Source organism: Streptomyces sp. NPDC096310, assembly GCF_044763125.1.
Lineage (GTDB): Bacteria > Actinomycetota > Actinomycetes > Streptomycetales > Streptomycetaceae > Streptomyces.
The window spans coordinates 277,177-301,393 of sequence record NZ_JBIWFO010000005.1 but is presented as its reverse complement, the minus strand read 5'-3'; the positions used below and the strand labels follow the sequence as shown (position 1 = coordinate 301,393).

Sequence of the window (24,217 nt, the reverse complement as noted above, 5' to 3'; positions counted from 1 at the left end):
TCCCGGTCGATCAGCGTGTGGCCGGCCTCGGTGGCGTAGGCCAGGAACGTGCCGACCTGGCTGTTCTCGACCCGGCCCGCCGTGCCGGTGTACTGACGCTGGACACCGGCCGAACGGACCCCCTTCTTCAGGAACCCGGTGTCGTCCACGACCAGGATCGCCTGCCGGTCACCGAGATGTTCCATCACGAACTCCCGCACATCGTCGCGGACTTCGTCGGCATCCCAGTCACACGTATTGAGCAGCCTCTGCAAACGGTCCGGCCGGTCATGCCCCGCTCGCTCAGCGACCGTCCACGCGTTCTTCCGCTCCAGCGACGACACCAACCCGCGCATATAGGCCAGCGCCGACTCGCGGGGCTCCGAACGCTGAAAGCGGTGCACGAACCGCTCGTGCACCTCCTCCAGCCCCACCGCCCACCGCCGCACGTCACTGATCCCGAGGTCCCCACCCATGACAAGCACAACGACCACGACGTCACACCGTCACTACAAGCACGGTTGCAGTACTAGCGCTTCGTCGAGGAGATCGACGACGCCCTGCGCACGCTGGGGGACGGTCTGGACGTGACGCCGGTGATCACCCACCGTTTCCCGCTGGAACAGGCCGAGGAGGCGCTGGCCGTCGCCGCCGACCTGAGGAGCGGCAGCGGCAAGGTCATGCTGCGCCTGGCCGGTGCGATGCCGGGGCACCCGTCCGGCGCCTGACCCGCGACGGGCGGGCGCTCAAGCCGCCGTCGAAGGCCACGACAGGGCGGGTGCCACTGATAGTTCCTTCCGGTGGCCGGGCCGAGGGCGGCGAGCGTGTGCATCACGGGTCGTAGCGGTTACAGGTGGCCCGCAGTCGGCAGGATCTGCCGGCCCGACGAAAGGCCTTGTCCTTGCGCGGCTGGAGGTTGAACGGGCAGACAATGGACCCTGTCTCCGCCCTGGGCGGGGATCGGCGAGTCCGGCGGGCCTACTGTGGGGCCAGTGACAGTGGTCGGACATGTACGGTGTCCGTTCGATAAGAAGAGGTTCACATGACGGTTGTGTCGATCAGGAAACTCGGTGACCCGGTTCTGCGGGAGCCGGCCAAGCCGATAACCGACTTCGATGCCGAACTGCGCACATTAGTGGGCGACCTGCGCGAGACGCTGAGCGACAGCCAGGGGGCCGGGCTTGCCGCGCCCCAGCTCGGTGTCGGGCTCCGTGTGTTCGTCTGGAGCCCCAAGTTGTCGGACGGCGATCTGGACCATCTGGTCAATCCCGTCGTGGACTTCCCGGACGAGGAGGAACAGGACGGCATAGAGGGATGCCTGTCCATCCCCGGCGTCTACCTGGACACCAGGCGTCGGATGAACGTCGTGGCGAAGGGCTTCACCATGCAGGGCGACCCCGTCCAGGTCGTCGGGGACGGGATGCTGGCCCGCTGTATCCAGCACGAGACTGATCACCTGGATGGTGTGATGTTCATCGACAGGCTGACCCCTGAGATGCGGGAGCGGTGGATGGCCACGCTGCGCGCGGCCGACTGGTTCGACGAGGATGTCATGGCAAAGATCAAACAGTCACCACACCAGTAGAACGGCCAACCGTGCGGAAAGCGGCTCAGCGTCGCTTTCCGCACGTCTGTCTGCTGACCGCCGCGTCGGCCCGTCCGGCCGTCAACACCGCTGGTCAGCGTGGTCGGTAGCGGCCCGATGCGGTGCGGACAAGCCAGCCACGGTCGGAGAGTTTGCGCAGCTGGCCCCGGACCGGCTCGATCTTCGCCGGGGTCGTCTCCCGGCCCAGCGCGAGGGCGACGCCCTTGGCCATCACCGGATCGTCCGCCCCCGCCACGATCTCCATGATCCGGCGGTACTCCGAGGTCAGGGCCTCCAGCCCCATCCCCTCGACGCGATCGGGCACCACCCGCATCCCGCCCGCACCCGGGCCCACCGTCACAGCAACCAGCTCCGGCTCCGGCTCCGGCGACAGGACGCCCGGCGGTCGCCGTCCACCGTCGGTGGCCTCAAACCATTGCCCGAACACCACCTCGGCGGCCTCCAACCGGGCCACCTCCAGCTCGAGTTCGCCCAGCTCCTTGCGCAGCAGTTCGGCACGTCTCGCCATCTCAAGCCGCCGCTCGATCGTCCACGTCAGTACGTCCGTCATGAACATTCCTCCCGACGCGGAACCTACGCAGCAGCCCCCGAACCTCACGCCAGAACCCGCGAGAACGCCCACGCCAGACGATCTCGTGCTAACGATCAGGCCACCTGTCAGCGTGAGGACCTCACCGGCGCATCACACCAGCCTCGCTGAACTGCGGAAACGAGCATGGCGCAGCCTCACTGAGTTCGAGGCATCCGCGTCGGCTGACCTCGAACGGGTTGCGGCTGCGGGGCGCGTCGTTCAGCAGCCGGTCGGCCATCCAGTCCCGGAGCATGTCGCGTAGCCATCGTGGCGAGATGCCGGACAGGTCGAGATGGCTTTCGCGGTTGGAGAAGCGGACACCGAAGTGGTCCGGCCCGACCTGATCATCCCCACCGGCCGCCGCAAGGGCCACAGCCCCAGCCTGTCGAGCATTTACCGGGCCCTCGCCGAGCACGACAGGCGGCAGGCGTACCCGGAGGCCGTCGCCCAGGCGCACGCCGACTTCGCGGCCTTGCAGACCGTCGGGAGCATCCCGGGCCGTTGGCGGGGCACATCAGTACATGATCTACGCACCGCATCGTGCCACGGGCGATGGGTGCTGTGACCGGGGAGGCTGGGATCCATGACACGCCCTGGTCGCGCCCGGAACCGTGACGCGGCGTCCGGGGGTCTGTCAGTGCCTGCCACGCCGCGCCTGGCCGCCGTAGCGTTGACTGCATGGACTACCAGGCTGAGCTGCGCGGATTCCTCATCACCCGGCGCGCGCGGATCACCCCGGAGGAGGCGGGTATGACGCCGTTCCCGGGGATGCGGCGTGTTGCCGGGATGCGCCGCGAGGAGGTCGCCTACCTTGCCGGGATCAGCGTCGACTACTACACCCGGCTGGAGCGGGGCCGCGTGGCGGGCATCTCGGACGAGATCCTCGACGCGGTCTCACGGGCGCTGCGGCTGGACGAGGTCGAGCACGATCACCTGGTCAGCCTGGTGCGGGCGCTGCGCCCTGCCGGTCCCCGGGCGGCGCGGCCGAAGCGGCCGGCGGCGGCCGGGCAGGAGGTCCTGCTGCAGCGGGTGGTCGACGCGATCGGCGTGCCCGCCGTTGTGCAGGACGCGCACCTCGACGTCGTGGCGGCCAATCGGCTGGGCTGGGCGCTCTATCCGCACGCCGAGCAGTACCTCGCCCGGGGCGAGGGCAAGCGGTTCAACCACCTGCGCTTCCAGTTGCTCGACCCCAGGGCGCAGGACTTCTACCTCGACTGGGAGCTGGCCGTGCGCAACGGGGTCGCCGTCCTGCGCGAGGCCGCCGGGCGCGATGACCGCGCGGACGAGGAGCTGTTCGCGCTCATCGGCGAGCTGTCCGCGAAGAGCGAGCGCTTCCGCACCCTGTGGGCCTCCCACGACGTGCTCCGCTACCGGCGCGGCCCAAAGCGCTACAGGCACCCGCTGGTGGGCGAGGTGGTCTTCGAGTCGCAGTCGTTCACGGTCGCTGGTGACCCGGCGCTCAGCCTGGTCGTCTACACCGCCGCGCCCGGCTCCCCCACCGCCGACGCCCTGCAGATCCTCCGCACCTGGACCGCCGACCACAAGGGCGCGCAGACGCCGTCCGCCGCGCCGCGGCCCGAATAGCGATGGGTGCCCGCGCGGTCCCGATCCGGGTCGCGTCGAACGCACGACACCAGAACGAGAAAGATGGAGCACGAATCGTGACGAAGAGTCCCTTGACGACGCCGGCGGTCGCGCTGGGCACCTGGGACTGGGGCGACAGCGGGGAGGCCGGTGACGGCTATTTCGGCAGCGCGCTCACCGAGTCCGGCCTGCGGGAGGTCGTCGAGAAGGCCCAGGCGAACGGCTTCACCCTGTGGGACACCGCCGCCGTCTACGGCATGGGCCGCTCTGTGACCGTTCTCGCCAAGGCGCTGGAAGGGTATGACCGCGGCGAGTACCAGCTGTCGACGAAGTTCACCCCGCAGATCGCCAGGCGACGGCGACGACCCGGTCGCCGACATGCTGGAGCAGAGCCTGAAGCGGATGGGCACCGACTACATCGACCTGTACTGGACCCAACCCTGCCCACGTCGAGCGGTGGACGCGGGGGCTGATCCCCCTGCTGGAGAGCGGGAAGGTCAGGCACGTCGGCGTCTCCAACCACAACACCGAAGAGATCGCGCGCGCTGACGAGATCCTCGGCGCGGCGGGCTTCCGGGTCGAGGTGGTCCAGAACCACTACAGCCTGCTCTACCGCAGCTCCGAGAAGGCCGGCGTCCTGGACCACTGCCGTGAGCACGGCATCACGTTCTTCTCCTACATGGTCCTGGAGCAGGGGGCGCTGGCCGGACGGTACGGCCCCGAGAACCCGGTGCCCGAGGGCACCAGCCGCGCCGACGTCTACAACGACGTCCTGCCCCAGCTGCGGGCGCTCACCGACCGCCTCGCCGCCCTCGGGCAGGCGCAGGACGCGTCGGCGGCCGACGTCGCCACCGCCTGGGCCATCGCCAAGGGCACCAGCCCGGCCACCGGCCGCGCCTGTGCGACGAAGAGGGCCCGGTCATCGGAGCGAATCCGATGACCGGGCCCTCTCTTGCGTGCGTCAGGCCCCGAAGCCGCCGTCGACTCCGTACTCGGAGCCGGTGACGAAGCCGGCCTCGTCGCAGGCGAGGAACGCCGCGACCGCCGCGACGTCCTCGGGCCGGCCGAAGCGGCCCTGCGGCACGGCTCGCCGGATGGCGTCCATGTGTGCCTGGGCGGCATCGTCGGACAGGTCGGTCTTGCCGTAGATCGGTGTCTCGATCGAGCCGACGCCGATCGCGTTCACGCGCACCCCGTCGGCGGCGAGCTCCTTGGCCCAGATCCTGGTGAAGATCTCCACCGCCGCCTTGGTGCCGGCGTACATCGACATGTTCGGCAGGTGGTTCTTGCAGATCACGCTGGACATGTTGATGACGCTGCCCCGGGAGGCCTTCAGCATCGGCAGCGCCTGGACGGTGAGGTTCACCAGGGCGCGGACGTTGATGGAGAACACCCGGTCGTACTCGTCCATGGTGACCTCGGAGATCGGCGTGACGGGTGCCCAGCCGGCGTTGTTCACCAGGACGTCGAGCCGCCCGTAGCGGTCCTGGACCTCTTGCAGTACCCGGGCGATGTCCTGGTCCCGCTCGAGGTCGGCCACCAGACAGTCGATGCTCTCGTCGTCCCCGGCGGCCTCCTTCAGCGTCTCCTCGGTGCGGCCCAGGATCAGGACCTTCGCCCCTTCGGCGGCGAACCGCCGGGCGACCGCCCGGCCGATGCCGGTTCCGGCACCGGTCACCAGGGCCGCCTTCCCGTCGAGTCGCGTGCTCATCGTCCTTCTCCCATCGGATCGTTCTTCTCGGGTCATCGCCTGCTCCGCGGAGGTCACTTCTCGGGCCGGACGAGGGCGATGTTGGTGTCGAAGTCGCCGAAGTGGACCGACAGTGTGAACAGCAGCCGGGAGTACATCTCGGTGGCGCGGGCGGTGGTGATGTCGCCGAGGTCGATGACGACGTCGGCGGGCCACCCGAACTCGCCGAGCAGCTCGGTTACGGCCTTCTTGGCGTCGGCGTCGTCCCCGGAGACGAACATGTTGTGCCTCCCGGGCAGACGGGTCGGGTCGAGCATGACTTCGTACTGCACGGTGTCCAGCGTCTTCACGACGCGCGCGTGCGCGAACGCGCGCTGGATCTGCTCGCCGAGGCTGTCGTCGTTGACGACGCTCAGCCGGGGCGGCCAGCCCGCGGACAGGTCGAGCGGCAGCGACAGGTCCAGCAGGGGCTTGCCGGCCAGGTTCTCCGCGCCGACGAGCTCCAGGGCGGCGATCGCGTTCGCGCCGGCGGTCGCGTTGATCACGACCTCCCCGTGGACGCCGGCCTCGGCCATGGTGACCAGGCGGGCTTCGGGGTTGTCGACGAACCAGTCGGCCAGCGGCGGGGTGCCCTTGTCGTCCGGCTCGGTGCGGGCCAGAGTCGCCTGCGGGTCACGGGTGCCCAGGACGACGTCGTGGCCGAGGCCGGTCAGCCTCGTGGCGAACGCGCGGCCGACCATGCCGGTCCCGATGACTGCGATCTTCATGATGATTCTCCTTGCCGGTGATGCGTCTGTGGTTGGGTTCGTGCGGGCGCTCGTCAGGCGACGAGCTCGATCAGCCGGTAGCCGATCCCGTTGGGGTCGGCGATCCGGAAGGCGCGCTCGCCGGCCACGGTCTGGATGGGCTCGGCGATGTCGACGGCGCCCTCCAGGCGCGCCCAGTGCCCGTCGATCCCGGTGACGAGGAAGCCCACCCGCAGGCACTGGAAGTCGGAAGGCGTCGCTCCGGGAGCGAGCGGCCGGACGATGATCCGCATCCCGTGGTCCGGGTGAGCGAGCGCGGTGAAGCCCTCGCCGGTGGCGGCGACCGCGAAGCCGAGAAGCTCGGTGAGGAAATCGCGGGAGGCGCCGGGGTCGCGGACGTCGAGGACGACGGCCGGCGAATCGAGATGCATGGGGTGCTCCGTTCGAGGGTGCGGGCAGGCAGAGCACTGTCAGTCGGCAAGGCCGCGGGTGCGCTGGACGGCCCACAGAGCGAGGCCGACGAGGAGGATCGCCGAGCCGACGGCCATCAGACCGAGCCAGCCGGCCCGGGCCCAGATCAGCCCGGCCAGAGCCGAGCCGATCGCGCCGGCGACGAAGTTCCCGACCACGTACACGGTGTTCATCCGACTCCGGGCGGCCGGGTCGATGGCCATCATCCGGGTCTGCGCGAGCACCAGCGCCGCCTGCAGCCCGATCGAGAACAGCACGATCGCGACCACGACCGCCACGATCGAGGCCTGGCCGATCCCGGCCACGACCAGGGAGACCAGCGCCAGCAGCATCGCGCCACCGAGGGCCGGCACCGACAGGCCCCGGTCGTAGAGACGACCGGCCCCCTGCGCCGCGACAGCGCCGGCGACGCCGACCAGGCTGACCAGCCCGATCGTCCCCGTCGAATACGAGTACGGCTCACCGGACAGCAGCAGCGTCAGCCCGGTCCAGAACAGGGTGAACACGCTCATCGGCAGCGCGCCCAGCAGGATCGTCACCTGCACGCGCCGGTCACCCTTCACAGTCCTCAGCACGCTGAGGAGCAACTGCCCGTAGGGCATGCCCTTCCTGGTTTCGAGCCGCGGGAGGCGGCGGGAAAGGATCACAGCCAGGACGAGCATCAGCGCCGAGGCGGCCACGAACACCGCGCGCCAACCCAGCACGTCCGCGACCAGCCCGCTGAGCGTGCGGGACAGCAGGATGCCGAGCATCAGCCCGGAAGCCACGGTGCCCAGCACCCGGCCGCGCTGGGCGTCCGTGGCGAGGTCGCCGGCCATGGGCGTAAGGATCTGCCCGGCCACCGACGTCGCGCCGACCAGGGCGATCACGCCCAGCAGCACGAGGAACGACGGGGCCGCCGCGCTCGCGCCGAGGGCGACGGCCGCGCCCAGCATGATCAAAGGCACCACGCGCCTTCGGTCCACCGCGTCGCCCAGCGGCACCATCAGGAAGACGCCGATGGCGTAGCCGATCTGCGTCAGCGTGATCACGAACCCGGCGTCGCCCGACGCGACGCCGAGGTCGCCGGCGATCGGGGCGAGCAGGGGCTGCGCCCAGTACATGTTGCCCACCGACGCGCCCGCCGCGATCGCGAACAGCAGCGTCAGCCCGCGGGACATGCCCTGCGGGCGCGCCGGCGAAAGTCGTTGGTCCTGGACTGTCATGGCTTCTCTCTGATCGACTCCGCACCCTCCCGACGAGCGACGCCGGGCGGCTGGCCCCTCCTCGGGGCCTCATCCATGCAACGGCACGCAAGGACCGGCAACCAGATCCGCTTCCTCCCAGGGTCTGGCAGACCCCCTCACGCACGGACCGACGCGAGCCCGGAGCAGGCGACACACGCGCGGGCGCTCGCAGGAGCCGCCCACATGGCCGCCCTGGACCCGCAAGCCGCAGCGGCGCTCGCTGCCCGACTGGAGACGACGGCCTCCTTCGAGGACCGGGCCGAAAAACCGGGAGGCGTCCAGGGTGCGGAACCGCGCGTCGAACCGACAGCGCGTTTCGCCCGCGTCTACCTGCGGGCGCCGCAGACGTAGCGCCTCAGACGCCCATGATCAATCTCAGCGCCAACCACGGTTCCATTGATCCGAGCGCCGCAGTCGGATCAGCGGCTCTCTGTCGCCAAACAGCCGGCCAGGCCCACCATTGAACCGTTCCGGGTTCGATAGGGACTCGATTCCGTGAAAGGATCGAGTCATGGCACGCCCTTCCTCCTATCCCGTTGAGCTGCCTAAACGAGCGGTCCGTATGGTCGCCGAGGTCCGCGGTGACTACCCGAACGAGTCAGCCGCCGTGAGGGCGGTCGCCCAGAAACTCGGGATCGGTTCGGCTGAGACCCTGCGGAACTGGGTGAAGCGGGACGAGATCGACTCCGGGACGCGTCCGGGGACGACCACGGAGGAGTCCGCGCAGATCAAGGCATTGAAGAAGGAGATCGCCGAGCTGAAGCGGGCGAACGACATCCTGAAGGCTGCGGCGTCTTTCTTCGCGGCCGAGCTCGACCGGCCACACACACGCTCGTAGCGTTCATCGACGAGCACCGGGCCCGCTTCGGCGGTGTCGAGCCGATCTGCCGCGTGCTCACCGAGCACGATTGCAAGATCGCCCCCTCCACCTATTACGCCCACCGCAAACGTCTCCGGACCCCGTCCGCCCGCACGGTCCGCGACGCCCAGCTGAAGCCGCTCATCCGGCAGATCTTCGAGGTCAACTACCGTGTCTACGGGGCCAGGAAGGTCTGGCGCGAGCTGCACCGACAGGGCCACATCGTGGCCCGGTGCACCGTTGAACGCCTGATGCGTGAACTTGGCGTCTCCGGCGCGATTCGCGGGAAGAAGGCCATCACCACGATGGCGGACAGTTCCGTCGAGCGGGCGCCGGACCGGTGCTGGGTCGCGGACTTCACCCACGTCAGCACCTGGTCGGGAGTCGTCTACGTCGCCTTTGTCGTGGACACCTTCTCCCGCCGGATCGCCGGCTGGGCCGCCGCCCTGTCGAAGGAGACACGGCTCGTCCTGGACGCCCTGGACATGGCCCTGTGGCAACGCGACCGCGACGAACAGCCTCATCAGCGGGGCGAGTTGATACATCACTCCGACGCCGGGTCGCAATATACGAGTTTCCGGCTCGCCGAGCACCTGGACGCCGCCGGCATCGCGGCCTCGATCCGGTCGGTCGGCGACGCCTACGACAACGCCCTCATGGAAAGCACGATCGGCCTGTTCAAAACTGAGCTGATCAAGCCCCGACGTCCATGGAAGACGCTTTCCCAGGTCGAACTCGCTACCGCCGAGTGGATCGACTGGTACTGCCACCGCCGCCTCCACGGTAAAATAGGGCACATCCCACCCGTCGAATACGAGACCAACTACTACCTCACCAGCACGAAACCCGAGGTCACAACCACAAGCTGAAGTCTCTACCGAACCCGGAACGGTTCAGACACCTACTACAAGTGCATCCATGGGCAGCGGGAGGCGATGGTCCAACGCACCATCGGAGCTCTTGGCGAAGACCCCTGGGCACTCTGAGGTTGAGTGGACTGGATCACTCAACCTCGGCACACTATTGGCACAATCTCTGTGCTTGTTCTTTATCTACCAAGATCTTCCGAGCTTGCCGATGGCCTTGAGGGTCTCGGGTCGTTTGACGGTTTTGCCGACGTCGTAGCGGGGTGCCCGGTGTCTGTTCTTGGCGCCGGGTGGTCGTCCGGGGCCGGCGCCGCGGGGTTTGGGAACGCGGGCCAGGCAGGCGAGGTGGGCGCGGATGTTCCTGAACCCTCGGCGGACTCGGGCGGGGGTGAGTCGGCCGGAGGCGGTGGGCTTCTCCCAGGGCCGGCGGAGGTCCTCGGCGAGGGGGCGGGCGAGCCGGAGCTGGGTGTGGGCGACGATCAGGATCCAGGTCCAGCGGTCCGCCGCCTCGGGGGCACGGAGTTTCGGGGTGGTCCAGCCGAGGGTCTGTTTCGCGAAGCGGAAGGTGTGCTCCAGGTCGAAGCGGCGGAGAAACGCCTGCCAGAAACGGTCCACATCGTCCGGGGTCGCGCCGGTCTTCGAGGACCACAACCACACCGGCGGAGCATCCCGTTCTTTCGACAGGTGCTCGACCTTCAACCGGATCAGCGTGCCTTCGACCAAGGGCAGTTCGCCGTCGTGGTCGAGCCAGGAGGAACGGTGGGTGAGCCGGGGGTGGACCCGGTCCCATGCCTGGGTTTCGGCCTTGCCGTAGTTGGTGGTGTCGGTGGCTGTGGTGATCGCGGGCTCGGGCCAGGTCTCCGGCTTGGCGAAGCGGAACTCCGGTCCGTGCTTGGGCGGCCGGCCGTTCGTCCCCGGCCGGCGGGGCGGCTTCGGCAGGCGCGTGACGCGGTCGGAGCGGACCCGGCCGACCAGCTCGACCGGCAGGTCGCGCAGGACCCAGGCCAGGCGGGTGACGTCGTAACCGGCATCGCTGACGATCACGATGTGCGGGTCCCCGGTCTGCCATTGCCCTGCGGCGATGAGCCGCTCGACCACTCCCCGCAGCTGGGCGGCAGTGACCGCGGTCGCGTCGTCGACCGGGCCGAGCCGGACCGCGTCCAGGATCGCGGTCCAGGACGTGGCGCCCGGCTCCAGCACGGCCACGAACGAGTAGGGCCAGCCCGGAATGAACTGCGAGGCCGTCTTTGCCCGGCCGTAGACGTGGCAGAAGAGCCGTTCCGTCGAGCACGGCGCGTCCGAGCGGAGCCACGGCGACACGTCGACTGCCAGGACCAGGCGCCCGCCATCGAAACGCGGCAGCGACAGCCCGGCCAGCACCATCCGCAGCCGGTCCACGTCGATCCGACCGTGGTTCAGGCCGCCGTACATCGCTCCGTGTCCACGACGGTGCTCGGGCAACAGCGTCAGGTCCACCGGGGATTTCACCGCACCGTCGGCACACAGCACCGCGTCCGCCAGCTCGAACAACTCGTCGCGCCGGGCGGTCAGACACTCGTAGAACTCGCCCCGGAAGCGTGACGCTTCCGCGAACGCTTCCCTCCATACGGCATCAGGCAGCAGACTCACCCTCACGGCCTTCGTCTTGGTCAGTGCACCTTGGTCGGAGCACATGATCAGACGAAGGCCGCCCCTGCGTCCGGCGAATCCCCAGGTGAGCGACCCAGTTCGAGACACCATTCGAGGCCGGAAGAAAAAGAACAAGCTGTGGGGCGGAGCGGAGCACAGGAGGACATGGTGGGACGACCGCCCCCTCGGGTTCCAGGGCTTAGGTCTTTTGTAAAGGGCCGTGTGCAGGCCGGTGGCGCCGCGCGTGACCGTCCTACGGCGTGTTGTGTGGATATCGGTATCGTCGCAGGTCAGCCATTCAGGGGGCGGAACAATCCCTCCTGCACCACCGACACCAGCAGCTTGCCCTCGCGGTCGTAGATCCGCCCCCGTGCCAGCCCCCGGCCGCCCGTCGCGATCGGGGACTCCTGGTCGTACAGGAACCACTCGTCCGCGCGGAACGGCCGGTGGAACCACATCGCGTGATCCAGCGACGCCATGTCGAAGCCCCGCGGTCCCCACAGCGGCTCCACCGGGATACGTACCGCGTCCAGGAGCGTCATGTCGCTCGCGTACGTCAGCGCGCACGTGTGCACCAGCGGATCGTCGCCGAGCGGGCCCACCGCGCGCATCCACACCGCGCTGCGCGCGTCCGCGCCGCTGATCTCCTCCTTGGTCCAGCGCAGCCGCTCCACGTACCGGATGTCGAACGGCTGGCGTCGGGCCATCCGCTCCAGGGGTTCGGGCAGCTCGCCCAGATGCTGGCGGACCTCCTCGGAGACCGTGGGCAGCGACTCGGGGTCGGGGAACTCCAGCCGGGGCGGGAGCTGGTGCTCGAAGCCGCCCTGTTCCGGGTGGTGGAAGGAGGCCGTCAGGTTGAAGATCGTCCGGCCCTGCTGGACGGCGGTGACCCGGCGCGCGGTGAACGCCCGCCCGTCCTTGATCCGCTCGACCTGGTAGACGATCGGGACGCCGGGGCGCCCCGGCCGCAGGAAGTAGGCGTGCAGCGAGTTGACCGGCTGGTCGCCGTCGGTGGTACGGCCGGCCGCGACCAGCGCCTGGCCCGCCACCTGCCCTCCGAAGACCCGCTGCAAGGACTCCTCGGGGCTGCGCCCGCGGAAGATGTCGACCTCGATCCGCTCCAGGTCGAGCAGATCGACCAGCCGCTCGGCGGGGTTCGTCATGGTGCCGTGTGCTCCCGTTCTCGGTTCACGCTGTTCTCCGGTGCTGTACCACGTCGTACAGCCGTACACGTACCGTCATCCGCAGGTCAGAGCTGGCCCACGGACGTGACCCGTACGACCGCGAGCCCTTCCTCGTCGGAGGCCGCGAGGTCGACCTCGGCGGAGATGCCCCAGTCGTGGTCGCCCTTCGGGTCCGCGAAGGTCTGCCGGACCCGCCACAGCCCGTGCGCCGGGTCCTCCTCGATGGCGAGCAGCTTGGGCCCGCGGGCGTCGGGCCCGGTGCCCAGGTCCTCGTACTCGTCCCAGTACGCGTCCATCGCCTCGCCCCAGCGGTCCGCGTCCCAGCCCGACTCGCCGTCCAGCTCGCCCAGTTCGTACACCTTGTCCAGCGCGGCCAGCTCGACCCTGCGGAACATCGCGTTGCGTACGAGGACCCGGAAGGCGCGGGCGTTGGCCGTGACCGGCCTGACCTGGTCGGCCTTCTCCTGCGCCTGCTCGGCCGTCTCCACCTCGGGGTTGGCCAGTTGCTCCCACTCGTCCAGCAGACTGGAGTCGACCTGCCGGACCATCTCGCCGAGCCAGGCGGTGAGATCCTCCAGATCCTCCGACTTCAGGTCGTCCGGAATAGTGTGTTCCAGCGCCTTGTACGCGCCCGCGAGATAGCGCAGCACAATGCCCTCGGTGCGCGCCAGCTCGTAGTGGGACGTGAACTCCGTGAAGGACAGCGCCCGTTCGTACATGTCCCGGATCACGGACTTCGGTGAGACCGGATGGTCGCCGACCCACGGATGGCTGGTGCGGTACGTGTTGTACGCGTGGACTAGCAGCTCCTCCAGCGGCTTGGGGTACGTGACCTCCTGGAGCCGTTCCATCCGCTCCTCGTACTCGATCCCGTCCGCCTTCATCGCGCCGATGGCCTCGCCACGCGCCTTGTTCTGCTGGGCCGCGAGGATCTGCCGCGGATCGTCCAGCGTCGACTCGACGACCGAGACCATGTCCAGTGCGTACGACGGCGATTCGGGGTCCAGCAGCTCGAAGGAGGCCAGCGCGAACGTCGACAGGGGCTGGTTGAGCGCGAAGTCCTGCTGGAGATCGACGGTCAGCCGGACGATACGGCCCTCCGCGTCCGGGGTCTCCAGCCGCTCCACCACCCCGCCGTCCAGCAGCGAACGGTAGATCGCGATGGCCCGCCGGATGTGCCGGAGTTGCTGCCTGCGCGGCTCGTGGTTGTCCTCCAGCAGCCGGCGCATCGCCTCGAACGCGTTGCCGGGACGGGCGATGACCGACAGCAGCATGGTGTGCGTGACCCGGAAACGCGAGGTCAGCGGCTCGGGATCGGAGCCGATCAGCTTGTCGAAGGTCGTCTCCGACCAGGCGACGAACCCCTCGGGCGCCTTCTTGCGCACCACCTTGCGGCGCTTCTTGGGGTCGTCGCCCGCCTTGTTCAGCGCCTTCTCGTTCTCCACGACATGCTCGGGCGCCTGCGCGACGACGAAGCCCGCCGTGTCGAACCCGGCCCGGCCCGCGCGCCCCGCGATCTGGTGGAACTCCCGGGCGCGCAGGGTGCGTACACGGGTCCCGTCGTACTTGGTGAGCGCGGTGAACAGCACCGTACGGATGGGGACGTTGACACCGACGCCGAGCGTGTCCGTACCGCAGATCACCTTCAGCAGCCCCGCCTGGGCCAGCTTCTCCACCAGCCGCCGGTACTTGGGCAGCATGCCCGCGTGGTGCACCCCGATGCCGTGCCGTACGTACCGGGAGAGGTTGCGGCCGAACTTGGTGGTGAAGCGGAAGTTGCCGATCAGCTCGGCGATCCTGTCCTTCTCCTCGCGGGTGCACATGTTGATGCTCATCAGCGACTGCGCCCGCTCGACGGCGGCCGCCTGCGTGAAGTGCACGATGTAGACCGGCGCCTGCCGGGTATCCAGCAGCTCGGTCAGGGTCTCGGTGATCGGGGTGAGGCGGTACTCGTAACTGAGCGGCACCGGGCGGGTCGCGGACCGTACGACGGAGGTCGGCCGGCCCGTGCGGCGGGTCAGATCCTCCTCGAAGCGCGAGACGTCCCCGAGCGTCGCGGACATCAGGACGAACTGGGCCTGCGGCAGCTCCAGGATGGGGATCTGCCAGGCCCAGCCGCGGTCCGGCTCGGCGTAGAAGTGGAACTCGTCCATCACGACCTGGCCGATGTCCGCGTACTTCCCGTCGCGCAGCGCGATCGACGCCAGCACCTCGGCCGTACAGCAGATCACCGGGGCGTCCGCGTTGACGGAGGCGTCGCCGGTCAGCATGCCGACGTTCTCCGTGCCGAAGAGCTTGCACAGGTCGAAGAACTTCTCCGAGACCAGGGCCTTGATCGGCGCGGTGTAGAAGGTGACCTTGTCCTGCGCCAGCGCCGTGAAGTGCGCACCCGCCGCGACCAGGCTCTTTCCGGAGCCGGTGGGGGTGGAAAGGATCACGTTGGCGCCGGAGACCACCTCGATCAGCGCCTCCTCCTGAGCCGGATAGAGGGTGATGCCCTGGCCCTCGGCCCAGGAGGAGAAAGCCTCGAAGAGGGCATCGGGGTCGGCATCCGGCGGCAGGCGATCGATAAGGGTCACGTCCCCATCTTGCCCTCCTTCCGGCCGGATGAGGGAACCGGACAGCGGACAGAAGATCATGAGAGATACGCTGCCGTGTCAACTGGGCATCAGGACAACTGGCTTCAGAGCCCTGAATCTCATGACACGAGGCTTCACCCCGGACGGCCGCGCGCCTTCACGGATTCACCGGACGGGCCCCCGCACAGGGGCTCGCGACAACTGCAACGGGACGGGACGGATACGACCATGATGGGACCGGCACACTCTCTGTCAGGGGCGGCGGCCTGGCTGGGGGTGGGCGCCGCGGCGACCGCCGCGGGCTACACGATGCCCTGGCCCGTGCTGGTCGTGGGGGCGCTGATCTGCGCGGGAGCCGCGCTCGCCCCGGACCTCGACCACAAGGCCGCGACGATCTCGCGGGCGTTCGGCCCGGTGTCGAGAACGCTCTGCGAGATCGTCGACAAGTTGTCGTACGCGGTCTACAAGTCGACCAGGAAGCCGGGTGACCCCCGCAGGAGCGGCGGCCACCGCACGCTCACCCACACCTGGCTCTGGGCCGTTCTGATCGGCGCGGGCGCCTCGGCCATCGCGTACGCGGGCGGCCGGTGGGGGGTCCTCGCGATCCTCTTCGTCCACCTCGTCCTCGCGGTGGAGGGCCTGCTGTGGAAGGCCGCCCGGGTCTCCAGCGACATCCTGGTCTGGCTGCTCGGTGCGACCAGTGCCTGGATGCTGGCGGGGATCCTGGACCAGCCGGGCAACGGCGCGAACTGGCTGTTCACCGAACCGGGCCAGGAGTACCTGTGGCTCGGCCTGCCGATCGTCCTGGGCGCGCTGGTGCACGACATCGGTGACGCGCTGACCGTGTCGGGCTGCCCGATCCTGTGGCCCATACCGCTCGGCCGCAAGCGCTGGTACCCGATAGGCCCGCCGAAGGCGATCCGCTTCCGCGCCGGCGCCTGGGTGGAGGTGAAGGTGCTGATGCCCGTCTTCATGCTGCTCGGCGGGGTCGGCGCCGTGTTCGCCCTCAATCTGGTCTGAGCGGCCGGACCGCGGCGCCGGACCCGCGCGCGGACCGCTCAGGCGCGGCGCGCGGCCCACACGGCGCGTTCGGTACGGACCATGAGGTCGTCGCGGCGCAGGATGCTGCGGGGGCTGTCGGTGTCGAGCAGGTCGTCGAGTGCGGTCAGGTCCTCGGCGGCGAGGGTGGGGGCGGCGCCGCCGCGCAGCCGCTTCAGGCTGCTGAGCGCGTACGGGCCGACCTTCTCGTTCCGCGAGCCGTCGATGTCCACGGTGATCGTGCGCTCGCCCTCGACGCTGAATCCGGCGGCGGCGAGCTTGGGCCCCCAGTCGGCCCCCCGGTGCGGTACGTGCTCGGCGTGGAGGTGCGCGAGGGCGGCGTGGCAGCGCTCCTCAAGACCGGGCCGCTCCACCGGGGCGTTCGCGGGCAGGAAGCGCGGGAAGTCGGCCAGTTCGACGACGGCGAACAGACCACCGGGCGCGAGCAGGCCGTGGACCTCGCGCAGGGCCCGGTCGGGGTCGGCCATGTGGTGCATCGAGGCCGACGCCCACACCAGCTCGGGCCGGCCCAGTCCGGGCCACTCCGCGTCGAGATCGGCGGCCACCGTACGGACGCGATCGGCCAGACCAAGCGCCTCGGCCTTCTCCCGCAGACGGCGCAGATGGCCGGCCGAGGCGTCGACGGCGGTCACCTCCGCCTCGGGGAAGCGCGCGAGCAGGGCGAAGGTGCCGGTGCCGGTCCCGCATCCGAGGTCGACGACATGGCGCGGCGCCCGCTCGACCGGCAGCCAGGCGGTGACGGAAGCGATGTGCTCGGCGAGCACATCGGCGTCCAGGTCGAGGGTTTCCGCCTGGTCGGCGTCGGCCTGAGCGATCTCGGAGCTGGGGGTGTGCGGGAGAACGGGGCGCGCGTCATCGTGTGCCGCGTGCGACGCGGAGGCGTGAGTCATGACCGTCACGCTAGGAGGATCATGCCGTCGCGGCACCATCGTTCCCCGTATGCGCAAGGCGATGGCCCGTAGACCTGCCGAACGCGCAAGCAGCCGCCCTCGCGCGCCAGGCCCGACCGCTGTCTCAGGCGTCGTCCCCGCGCTGATGACCGCGGCGGGCGTCGCGGTCGAAGACGCCCAGGACCTCGCAGGGGCCGCCCTCCGCGCCGATGGCGTGCGGCAGCATCGTGGGGAACTCCGCCGCCTGGTTCGCCTCCACCCGGATCCGCCGGTTGCCCAGCAGCAGGACCGCGGTGCCGGACAGCACCACGAGCCATTCGCGGCCCGGATGGGCGCGCATGCGCGTGGGGCTGTCGGGCGGCGGGTTCGTCACACGCTGCCGTATGACGCTCATCCCGGACCACCCCTTCATGGGCCAGCGCATCTGCCCACGGGCTCCGTCGATCATCGGGCTGATGACCACATCGTCGGTGGCCGTCTCCACGAGCTGGTCCAGCGAGGTGTCCAGGGCCCGGGCGAGGGTGACGAGCTGGTCCAGGGCCAGTCGGCGCCGGCCGGTCTCGATACGGCTGAGCGTGGACTGGCTGAGCTGGGCACGGCCGGCCAGTTCCTCCAGGGACCAGCCCTGCGCCAGGCGCAGGGCCCGGATCCGTTTGCGCACCAGACTGTCCAGCTCGCCGTCCTCTTGCGTCATGGGCAGCATCGTATGCCTTGTCCGCAAGGCGTACGACGCCGGAGGCCGCCCCGACCGGGCGGCGGCGGTACGCGGAAAACGGCGAGGCGCCGGGGACCGCATCACGCGCTGTCCCCGGCGCCTCGTGCTTGTCGAAGGGCTGCCGTCAGTTCCGTCCTTCCGTCTCAGCCCTTCCGTCAGCCGTGCCAGGAGCGCCACAGCGCCGCGTACGCGCCGTCCGCCTCCACCAGTTCGTCATGGCTGCCCTGTTCGCTGATCCGGCCCTCCTCGACCACCACGATCACATCCGCGTCGTGCGCGGTGTGCAGCCGGTGGGCGATCGCGATGACCGTACGGCCCTCCAGCACCCGGGCCAGTGAACGCTCCAGATGGCGGGCCGCGCGCGGGTCCAGCAGCGAGGTCGCCTCGTCAAGCACCAGCGTGTGCGGATCCGCCAGCACCAGCCGGGCCAGCGCTATCTGCTGCGCCTGGGCGGGCGTCAGCGCCGTACCGCCGGAGCCGACCTCGGTGTCCAGCCCCTTGTCCAGCGCCCGCGCCCAGCCGTCCGCGTCGACCGCCGTGAGCGCGGCCCACAGCGACTCGTCCGCCGCGCCCGTACGGGCCAGCAGCAGATTGTCGCGCAGCGACCCCACGAAGACGTGGTGTTCCTGGTTGACCAGCACCACCTGTTCCCGCACCCGTTCGGCGGGCATCCGGGACAGCTCCGCGCCGCCCAGCGCGATCCGGCCCTGCCGCGGCCCGTAGATGCCCGCGAGCAGCCGCCCCAGCGTCGACTTCCCGGCGCCCGAGGGGCCGACCAGCGCCAGCCGGGTGCCGGGGCTGACGTCCAGCGTCACCCGGTGCAGTACGTCGATGCCCTCGCGGTAGCCGAAGTGCACCCGGTCGGCGGTGACGTCGCGGCCCTCGGGCACGACCGACGCGTCACCGGCGGCGGACTCGATGTCCCGTACGCCGACCAGCCGGGCGATCGACACCTGGGCCACCTGGAGCTCGTCGTACCAGCGCAGGATCAGTCCGACCGGGTCCACCAGCATCTGGGCGAAGAGCGCGCCGGTCGTGAGCTGTCCGACGGTGAGCCATCCCTGGAGGACGAAGACGCCGCCCAGCACCAGCGAGGCCAGGAAGATCGTCACATGGGTGAGGTTGATGACCGGGAACAGCACCGACCGCAGATACAGCGTGTACCTCTCCCACGCGGTCCATTCCCGTATCCGCTGCTCCGAGAGCGCCACGCGGCGCCCGCCGAGGCGGTGCGCCTCCACGGTCCGCCCCGCGTCGACGGTCTCGGCGAGCACCGCCGCGACCGCCGCGTATCCGGCGGCCTCCGAACGGTACGCCGAGGGCGCCCGCCGGAAGTACCAGCGGCAGCCGACGATCAGCAGCGGCAGCGCCACCAGCACCGCGAGCGCCAGCGGCGGCGCGGTCGCCGTCAGGGCGCCGAGCAGCAGGATCACCCACACGACGCCGATCGCGAGCTGTGGCACCGCCTCGCGCATCGCGTTCGCCAGCCGGTCGATGTCCGTGGTGATCCGGGAGAGCAGATCGCCCGTTCCCGCCCGCTCCAGCACGCCGGGCGGCAGCCCGACGGCCCGGACGAGGAAGTCCTCGCGCAGATCCGCCAGCATCTCCTCACCGAGCATCGCCCCGCGCAGCCGCACCATCCGGACGAACACCGTCTGGACGACCAGCGCGATCACGAACACCGTGACGACGCGCTCCAGGCGCAGGTCGCGCACGCCGCTCGACAGGTCCTCGACGATGGTGCCGAGGAGATACGGGCCGACCATCGAGGCGATCACCGAGACGGCGTTGACCGTGACGAGCACGATGAACGCCGTACGGTGCCGTCGCAGCAGCTCGCTCACATACGTCCGTACGGTCGCCGGTGTCCCGACGGGCAGGGTGGTCGCCGACTCCGGGGCCGCCGGGTCGTACGCCGGGGGCGCCAAGCCGATCACGCTGATTCCTCCATGTCGTTCGTGGTCCCGGCCAGTTGTGCCGCGACGGATGCCCTGACCTGTTCCGCTTCGCCTGCTCGTGCTCCTGCCCCTGCTCCCGCTCCTGCTCCGGCGGGGGCTTCCGGGCCGTTCGGCTTCCCGTCGGCCGCCGCCGTGTCGTCCGTCTCGCGGGTGACGACCGCCCGGTAGCCGGAGTCGCCGCCCAGCAGCTCCCGGTGCGTCCCCACGGCCACGGCCTCGCCCTCGTGGACGAAGACGACACGGTCCGCGTGGTCCAGCAGCAGCGGCGAGGAGGCGAACACCACCGTCGTACGACCGGCGCGCAGCTCCTTCACCCCGCGCGCGATCCGCGCCTCCGTATGCGAGTCGACGGCGGACGTCGGCTCGTCGAGCACCAGCACCTCCGGGTCGGTGACCAGCGAACGGGCCAGAGCCAGCCGCTGCCGCTGCCCGCCGGAGAGCGAGCGCCCGCGTTCGGTGATCCGGGAACGCAGCGGATCCCCGCTGCCGTCCACCGACGCCTGGACGAGCGCGTTCAGTACGTCCCCGCACTGCGCGGCGGCCAGCGCCGCGGCCGGGGCGACACCGCCGGAGGCCGGGATGTCCAGCAGTTCCGTCAGCGTCCCGGAGAGCAGCACCGGATCCTTGTCCTGTACGAGAACGCTCGCCCGCGCCGAGTCCAGCGGGAGATCGTCCAGCGCCACCCCGCCGAGCAGCACGGACGGGCTCTTCTCCGCCTCGGCCGCATGGCCGCCCAGTCGCTCGGCCAGCCGTCCCGCCGCGTCCGGGTCCCCGCACACCACGGCCGTCATCAGCCCGGACGGGGCGAGCAGACCGGTGGCGGGGTCGTACAGATCGCCCGTCGGCCGGGCGTCGTCGAGCCCGCCGCGCTCGTTCTCGTACGCCGTGCGCTCCAGGGACAGCACCCGGGCCGCGCGCTTCGCCGAGGGCCGGGAGAAGGAGTACGCCATGGCGATCTCCTCGAAGTGCCGCAGAGGGAAGAGCATCAGCGTCACCGCGCTGTAGACGGTCACCAGCCCCCCGACCTCGATCCGTCCGTCCAGGGCGAGCCGGGCCCCGTACCAGACGACCGTGACCAGCAGGACGCCAGGCAGCAGCACCTGGATCGCCGAGATCAGGGCCCACATACGGGCGCTGCGTACGGCGGCCTCGCGGACCTCCTGCGAGGCGGTGCGGTAGCGGCCGAGGAACAGCTCCTCGCCGCCGATACCGCGCAGCACCCGTAGCCCGGCGACGGTGTCGGACGCCAGCTCGGTGGCCCTTCCCGCCTTCTCGCGCTGGATGTCGGCGCGCTGGGTGGTCCGGGGGAGCAGCGGCAGTACGGACAGGGCGAGCACCGGCACGCCGACGGCGACGAGCACGCCCAGCTCCGGCAGGTACAGGACCAGGCCGACACAGATCAGGGCGATGGCGATGACGGCGGCCAGGAAGCGCGAGAGCGCCTCCACGAACCATCCGATCTTCTCGACGTCGCCGGTGGAGACCGCCACCACCTCACCGGCGGCGACCCTACGGGTCAGCGCGGAGCCCAGCTCGGCGGTCTTGCGCGCCAGCAGTTGCTGGAGGCGGGCGGCGGCCGTGATCCAGTTGGTGGTGGCGGTGCGGTGGAGCATGGTGTCGCCGACGGTGATGGCCAGGCCGAACAGGGCGATCAGACCGCCGGCCAGCGCGAGCCGGCCCCCGGAGCGGTCGATGACCGCCTGGACGGCGACTCCGGCGCCGACGGGCAGTCCGGCGATGCCCAGTTGGTGCAGCAGGCCCCAGGAGAGCGACTTGAGCTGTCCGCCCAACTGATTGCGCCCGAGCCACAACAGGAACCGGGGGCCTGACCGGACATCGGGAATCCCCGGATCGGGATACGGAAGGTCGCGAATCTGCATGATGTCCCATGACTCGTGGATGGCTCAAACCGTGCAAGGTTCGCGGTTTTCGAAGGCCCGAGGCAATGGGTTTTCCACGGGGGAGGCCGGTTCAGGCCGCGCGCCCGCGCTCAGCAGGGGCGCGCGGAGTCCCCGTCGACGAGGGTCGAGAGCAGCCCCCCGAGCACCTCGCGCTGCTCGGCGGTCAGCGGCGCCAGGACGTCCTCCGCCGCGGACCGGCGCGCGCCGCGCAGCGTGCGCAGCGTCGCACGGCCGGTGTCGGTCAGCTCGATACGGATCACCCGGCGGTTGGTCGCGTCGGGGGCGCGGCGCACCCAGCCGCTCGCCTCCAGGCTGTCGACCAGGGTGGTCACGGCGCGGGGCACCACTTCGAGCCGGGCGGCCAGATCGGTCATCCGCGGGGGTGTGTCGTAGAGCGTGAGGGCGCGCAGCAGCCGCGCCTGGGCCGGGGTGATGCCGATCGGTTCGAGCTGCTGCTTCTGGATGCGGTGGAGCCGCCGGGTCAGCCGCAGAAGCTGCTCGGCCAGCATGCCGTCGACATCGGGGGTGCTCATACCCGGAATATTATCAGGACCAAGGTGATTGTGAGCATAGGTAACAGTGAGCTGGGGTCGGTAAAGTTGCCCCGTCCCGCCTCTCCGGAGCCGGACCGCCCGAGCGTGTCGAACCCTTTCGCTCATCGAAGGAGCCCATGAAACCCGAACCATCCACCTGGACACCCCCGTCCCGCCCCGCCTCGGAAGCCTCCGACCGGCCGGACCGGCCGGGTCCGCCGGGGCCGGACCAGAAGCCGCAGCCGGGGCCGGAGCAGCCTGCCCAGCTACGGCGGATCTTCGGCCTGTTCCGCCCCTACCGCGGCCGGCTCGCCCTCGTCGGCCTGCTTGTCGCGGCATCGTCGCTGGTCACGGTCGCCTCACCGTTCATGCTGCGCGAAATCCTCGACACGGCGATCCCGCAGGGCCGTACCGGCCTGCTGAGTCTGCTCGCCCTCGGCATGATCCTCACGGCGGTCGTCAACAGCATCTTCGGCGTGCTCCAGACACTGATCTCGACGACCGTCGGCCAGCGGGTCATGCACGATCTGCGCACCGGCGTCTACAGCCGTCTCCAGAGCATGCCGCTCGCCTTCTTCACCCGGACCAGGACCGGAGAGGTCCAGTCGCGCATCGCCAACGACATCGGCGGTATGCAGGCGACGGTGACCTCCACCGCGACCTCGCTGGTCTCCAACCTCACGGCCGTGATCGCCTCGGTCGTCGCGATGCTCGCCCTGGACTGGCGGCTCACCGCCGTCTCGATGGTGCTGCTCCCCGTCTTCGTCTGGATCAGCCGCAAGGTCGGCCGCGAGCGCAAGAGGATCACCACCGAGCGCCAGCGGCAGATGGCCACCATGGCCGCGACCGTCACCGAATCGCTCTCCGTGAGCGGCATACTTCTCGGCCGCACGATGGGCCGCGCCGACTCGCTCACGCGCTCCTTCTCCGACGAGTCCGAGCGTCTGGTCGATCTGGAGGTCCGCTCCAACATGGCGGGCCGCTGGCGGATGTCGACCATCGGCATCGTCATGGCCGCCATGCCCGCCGTCATCTACTGGGCCGCGGGCATCGCGCTCGGCGCGGGCGGCACCCCCGTCTCCATCGGGACGCTCGTCGCCTTCGTCTCGCTCCAGCAGGGGCTCTTCCGGCCCGCCGTGAGCCTGCTCTCCACCGGCGTGGACATGCAGACCTCCCTCGCGCTCTTCCAGCGCATCTTCGAGTACCTGGACCTCCCCGTCGACATCACCGAGCCCGAGCGGCCGGTCAGGCTGGAGCGGATCCGCGGCGAAGTCCGCTTCGACGGCGTCGACTTCAGCTACGACGACAAGGACAGGCAGACCCTCAGCGGGATCGATCTGACGGTCCCGTCCGGCGGCAGCCTCGCCGTCGTCGGCCCCACGGGCTCCGGCAAGTCGACCCTCAGCTATCTCGTCCCCCGGCTGTACGACGTGACGGGCGGCCGGGTCCTCCTCGACGGGGTCGACGTCCGCGATCTGGACTTCGACACCCTCGCCCGGGCCGTCGGCGTCGTCTCCCAGGAGACCTATCTCTTCCACGCCTCGGTCGCCGACAACCTGCGCTTCGCCAAGCCGGACGCCACGGACGAGGAGATGCGGACGGCAGCGGAAGCCGCCCAGATCCACGACCACATCGCCTCGCTGCCCGACGGCTACGACACCCTGGTCGGCGAGCGCGGATACCGCTTCTCCGGCGGCGAGAAACAGCGCCTCGCGATCGCCAGGACCATCCTGCGCGACCCGCCCGTCCTCATCCTGGACGAGGCGACCAGCGCGCTGGACACTCGTACGGAACACGCGGTGCAGCAGGCGATCGACGCGCTCTCCGAAGGCCGTACGACCATCACCATCGCGCACCGGCTCTCCACGGTCAGGGACGCGGACCAGATCGTCGTCCTCCACGCGGGCGCCATCGCCGAACGGGGTACGCACGAGGAACTGCTCCGGCGGGACGGCCGCTACGCCGCACTCGTCCGCAGGGACGAGCGCCCCGCGCACGCGGACGAGCCCGCTGCCGACGATCTCGCACCGGCACCGGCACCGGCACCGGCACCGGCACCGGTGGCTCTCGACGTCCGGTGAACACGGCAGTGCCGCCGCTCCCTGGGACGGGAAGCGACGGCACCGCGTTCGGTGAAGGTGTGTCAGACGAGCCAACCCACGAAGTGGACG

Annotated in this window: 24 protein-coding genes; 9 read left to right on the top strand and 15 right to left on the bottom strand. The window is 70.1% G+C overall.

The window, feature by feature from the left end:
- Positions 1–455: transposase (locus tag ACIQ7D_RS14915; protein WP_403937458.1), on the bottom strand; the 455-nt coding region annotated here is incomplete at its 3' end.
- A 111-nt stretch (positions 456–566) separates the two neighbouring features.
- On the opposite strand from ACIQ7D_RS14915, the gene ACIQ7D_RS14910 reads away from it, so the two are divergent.
- Both ACIQ7D_RS14910 and def read left to right on the top strand, forming a co-directional pair.
- A complete protein-coding gene (locus ACIQ7D_RS14910; RefSeq protein WP_403937456.1) occupies positions 567–707 on the top strand; it encodes a hypothetical protein in 141 nt (46 codons plus the stop codon).
- Between the two features lie 314 nt (positions 708–1,021).
- Positions 1,022–1,564: a peptide deformylase gene (def, locus tag ACIQ7D_RS14905; protein ID WP_101408579.1), complete on the top strand. Its 543-nt coding sequence runs from the start codon at positions 1,022–1,024 to the stop codon at positions 1,562–1,564.
- Positions 1,565–1,658: 94 nt separating this feature from the next.
- Here the strand turns inward: def and ACIQ7D_RS14900 are convergent, their stop codons facing one another.
- Both ACIQ7D_RS14900 and ACIQ7D_RS14895 read right to left on the bottom strand, forming a co-directional pair.
- Entirely contained in the window at positions 1,659–2,135 is a 477-nt protein-coding gene (locus ACIQ7D_RS14900) for a hypothetical protein (protein ID WP_403937454.1), read from the bottom strand.
- Positions 2,136–2,256: 121 nt separating this feature from the next.
- The gene (locus ACIQ7D_RS14895) at positions 2,257–2,529 is read right to left on the bottom strand and encodes a hypothetical protein (protein WP_403937452.1); all 273 of its coding nucleotides are present in this window, start codon (positions 2,527–2,529) and stop codon (positions 2,257–2,259) included.
- A 305-nt stretch (positions 2,530–2,834) separates the two neighbouring features.
- Here ACIQ7D_RS14895 and ACIQ7D_RS14890 point away from each other — a divergent pair, with 305 nt between their 5' ends.
- The 3 genes from ACIQ7D_RS14890 to ACIQ7D_RS14880 all read left to right on the top strand — a co-directional run bounded on the left by ACIQ7D_RS14890 (position 2,835) and on the right by ACIQ7D_RS14880 (position 4,680).
- Positions 2,835–3,740, top strand: coding sequence for a helix-turn-helix transcriptional regulator (locus ACIQ7D_RS14890; protein WP_403937451.1), 906 nt, complete (start codon positions 2,835–2,837; stop codon positions 3,738–3,740).
- Positions 3,741–3,817: 77 nt separating this feature from the next.
- On the top strand, positions 3,818–4,213 hold the full coding sequence (locus tag ACIQ7D_RS14885; protein WP_403937449.1) for an aldo/keto reductase: 396 nt from the start codon (positions 3,818–3,820) through the stop codon (positions 4,211–4,213).
- Entirely contained in the window at positions 4,210–4,680 is a 471-nt protein-coding gene (locus ACIQ7D_RS14880; protein ID WP_403937487.1) for an aldo/keto reductase, read from the top strand. Before ACIQ7D_RS14885 ends, ACIQ7D_RS14880 begins: the two co-directional genes overlap by 4 nt.
- A 21-nt stretch (positions 4,681–4,701) precedes the next feature.
- Here ACIQ7D_RS14880 and ACIQ7D_RS14875 read toward each other — a convergent pair whose 3' ends face one another.
- Genes ACIQ7D_RS14875 through ACIQ7D_RS14860 form a run of 4 tightly spaced genes read right to left on the bottom strand, consistent with a single transcriptional unit; the run spans position 4,702 to position 7,852 of the window.
- The gene (locus ACIQ7D_RS14875) at positions 4,702–5,451 is read right to left on the bottom strand and encodes an SDR family NAD(P)-dependent oxidoreductase (protein ID WP_403937447.1); all 750 of its coding nucleotides are present in this window, start codon (positions 5,449–5,451) and stop codon (positions 4,702–4,704) included.
- A gap of 53 nt (positions 5,452–5,504) precedes the next feature.
- Positions 5,505–6,197, bottom strand: coding sequence for an NADPH-dependent F420 reductase (locus ACIQ7D_RS14870; protein WP_403937445.1), 693 nt, complete (start codon positions 6,195–6,197; stop codon positions 5,505–5,507).
- Positions 6,198–6,250: 53 nt separating this feature from the next.
- On the bottom strand, positions 6,251–6,607 hold the full coding sequence (locus ACIQ7D_RS14865) for a VOC family protein (RefSeq protein ID WP_403937443.1): 357 nt from the start codon (positions 6,605–6,607) through the stop codon (positions 6,251–6,253).
- A 39-nt stretch (positions 6,608–6,646) separates the two neighbouring features.
- Complete coding sequence (locus tag ACIQ7D_RS14860) at positions 6,647–7,852, bottom strand: MFS transporter (protein WP_403937441.1); 1,206 nt, start codon at positions 7,850–7,852, stop codon at positions 6,647–6,649.
- A 204-nt stretch (positions 7,853–8,056) separates the two neighbouring features.
- Here ACIQ7D_RS14860 and ACIQ7D_RS14855 point away from each other — a divergent pair, with 204 nt between their 5' ends.
- Positions 8,057–8,224, top strand: a complete 168-nt coding sequence (locus tag ACIQ7D_RS14855) for a hypothetical protein (protein WP_403937439.1) — start codon at positions 8,057–8,059, stop codon at positions 8,222–8,224.
- A gap of 160 nt (positions 8,225–8,384) precedes the next feature.
- A protein-coding gene (locus tag ACIQ7D_RS14850; RefSeq protein ID WP_403937437.1) for an IS3 family transposase occupies positions 8,385–9,601 on the top strand; the annotation gives its coding sequence in 2 pieces (ribosomal slippage) (positions 8,385–8,667 and positions 8,667–9,601; 1,218 coding nt in all).
- A 183-nt stretch (positions 9,602–9,784) separates the two neighbouring features.
- Here the strand turns inward: ACIQ7D_RS14850 and ACIQ7D_RS14845 are convergent.
- The 3 genes from ACIQ7D_RS14845 to ACIQ7D_RS14835 form a co-directional block, all read right to left on the bottom strand.
- The gene (locus ACIQ7D_RS14845) at positions 9,785–11,227 is read right to left on the bottom strand and encodes an NF041680 family putative transposase (protein ID WP_403937435.1); all 1,443 of its coding nucleotides are present in this window, start codon (positions 11,225–11,227) and stop codon (positions 9,785–9,787) included.
- Between the two features lie 290 nt (positions 11,228–11,517).
- A complete protein-coding gene (locus ACIQ7D_RS14840) occupies positions 11,518–12,390 on the bottom strand; it encodes an acyl-CoA thioesterase (protein WP_403937433.1) in 873 nt (290 codons plus the stop codon).
- Positions 12,391–12,476: 86 nt separating this feature from the next.
- Positions 12,477–15,050 carry a DEAD/DEAH box helicase gene (locus ACIQ7D_RS14835; protein WP_403937431.1) on the bottom strand — a complete coding sequence of 858 codons (2,574 nt, stop codon included), beginning with the start codon at positions 15,048–15,050 and terminating at the stop codon, positions 12,477–12,479.
- Positions 15,051–15,218: 168 nt separating this feature from the next.
- Between ACIQ7D_RS14835 and ACIQ7D_RS14830 the strand changes: the two genes are divergently transcribed.
- Positions 15,219–16,010: a metal-dependent hydrolase gene (locus tag ACIQ7D_RS14830; RefSeq protein ID WP_403937430.1), complete on the top strand. Its 792-nt coding sequence runs from the start codon at positions 15,219–15,221 to the stop codon at positions 16,008–16,010.
- A gap of 38 nt (positions 16,011–16,048) precedes the next feature.
- Here the strand turns inward: ACIQ7D_RS14830 and ACIQ7D_RS14825 are convergent, their stop codons facing one another.
- From ACIQ7D_RS14825 to ACIQ7D_RS14805, 5 genes are all read right to left on the bottom strand, one after another.
- A complete protein-coding gene (locus ACIQ7D_RS14825) occupies positions 16,049–16,939 on the bottom strand; it encodes a class I SAM-dependent methyltransferase (RefSeq protein ID WP_403937427.1) in 891 nt (296 codons plus the stop codon).
- Between the two features lie 124 nt (positions 16,940–17,063).
- Positions 17,064–17,633 carry a helix-turn-helix domain-containing protein gene (locus ACIQ7D_RS14820; RefSeq protein ID WP_403937425.1) on the bottom strand — a complete coding sequence of 190 codons (570 nt, stop codon included), beginning with the start codon at positions 17,631–17,633 and terminating at the stop codon, positions 17,064–17,066.
- A gap of 176 nt (positions 17,634–17,809) precedes the next feature.
- A complete protein-coding gene (locus tag ACIQ7D_RS14815) occupies positions 17,810–19,591 on the bottom strand; it encodes an ABC transporter ATP-binding protein (protein ID WP_403937423.1) in 1,782 nt (593 codons plus the stop codon).
- Positions 19,588–21,492 carry an ABC transporter transmembrane domain-containing protein gene (locus tag ACIQ7D_RS14810; RefSeq protein WP_403937421.1) on the bottom strand — a complete coding sequence of 635 codons (1,905 nt, stop codon included), beginning with the start codon at positions 21,490–21,492 and terminating at the stop codon, positions 19,588–19,590. The genes ACIQ7D_RS14815 and ACIQ7D_RS14810 overlap by 4 nt, the downstream gene beginning before the upstream one ends.
- Before the next feature lie 110 nt (positions 21,493–21,602).
- Positions 21,603–22,046 carry a MarR family winged helix-turn-helix transcriptional regulator gene (locus tag ACIQ7D_RS14805; protein ID WP_403937419.1) on the bottom strand — a complete coding sequence of 148 codons (444 nt, stop codon included), beginning with the start codon at positions 22,044–22,046 and terminating at the stop codon, positions 21,603–21,605.
- A 137-nt stretch (positions 22,047–22,183) separates the two neighbouring features.
- Between ACIQ7D_RS14805 and ACIQ7D_RS14800 the strand changes: the two genes are divergently transcribed.
- Positions 22,184–24,127, top strand: coding sequence for an ABC transporter ATP-binding protein (locus ACIQ7D_RS14800; protein ID WP_403937418.1), 1,944 nt, complete (start codon positions 22,184–22,186; stop codon positions 24,125–24,127).
- Positions 24,128–24,217 lie beyond the last annotated feature (90 nt).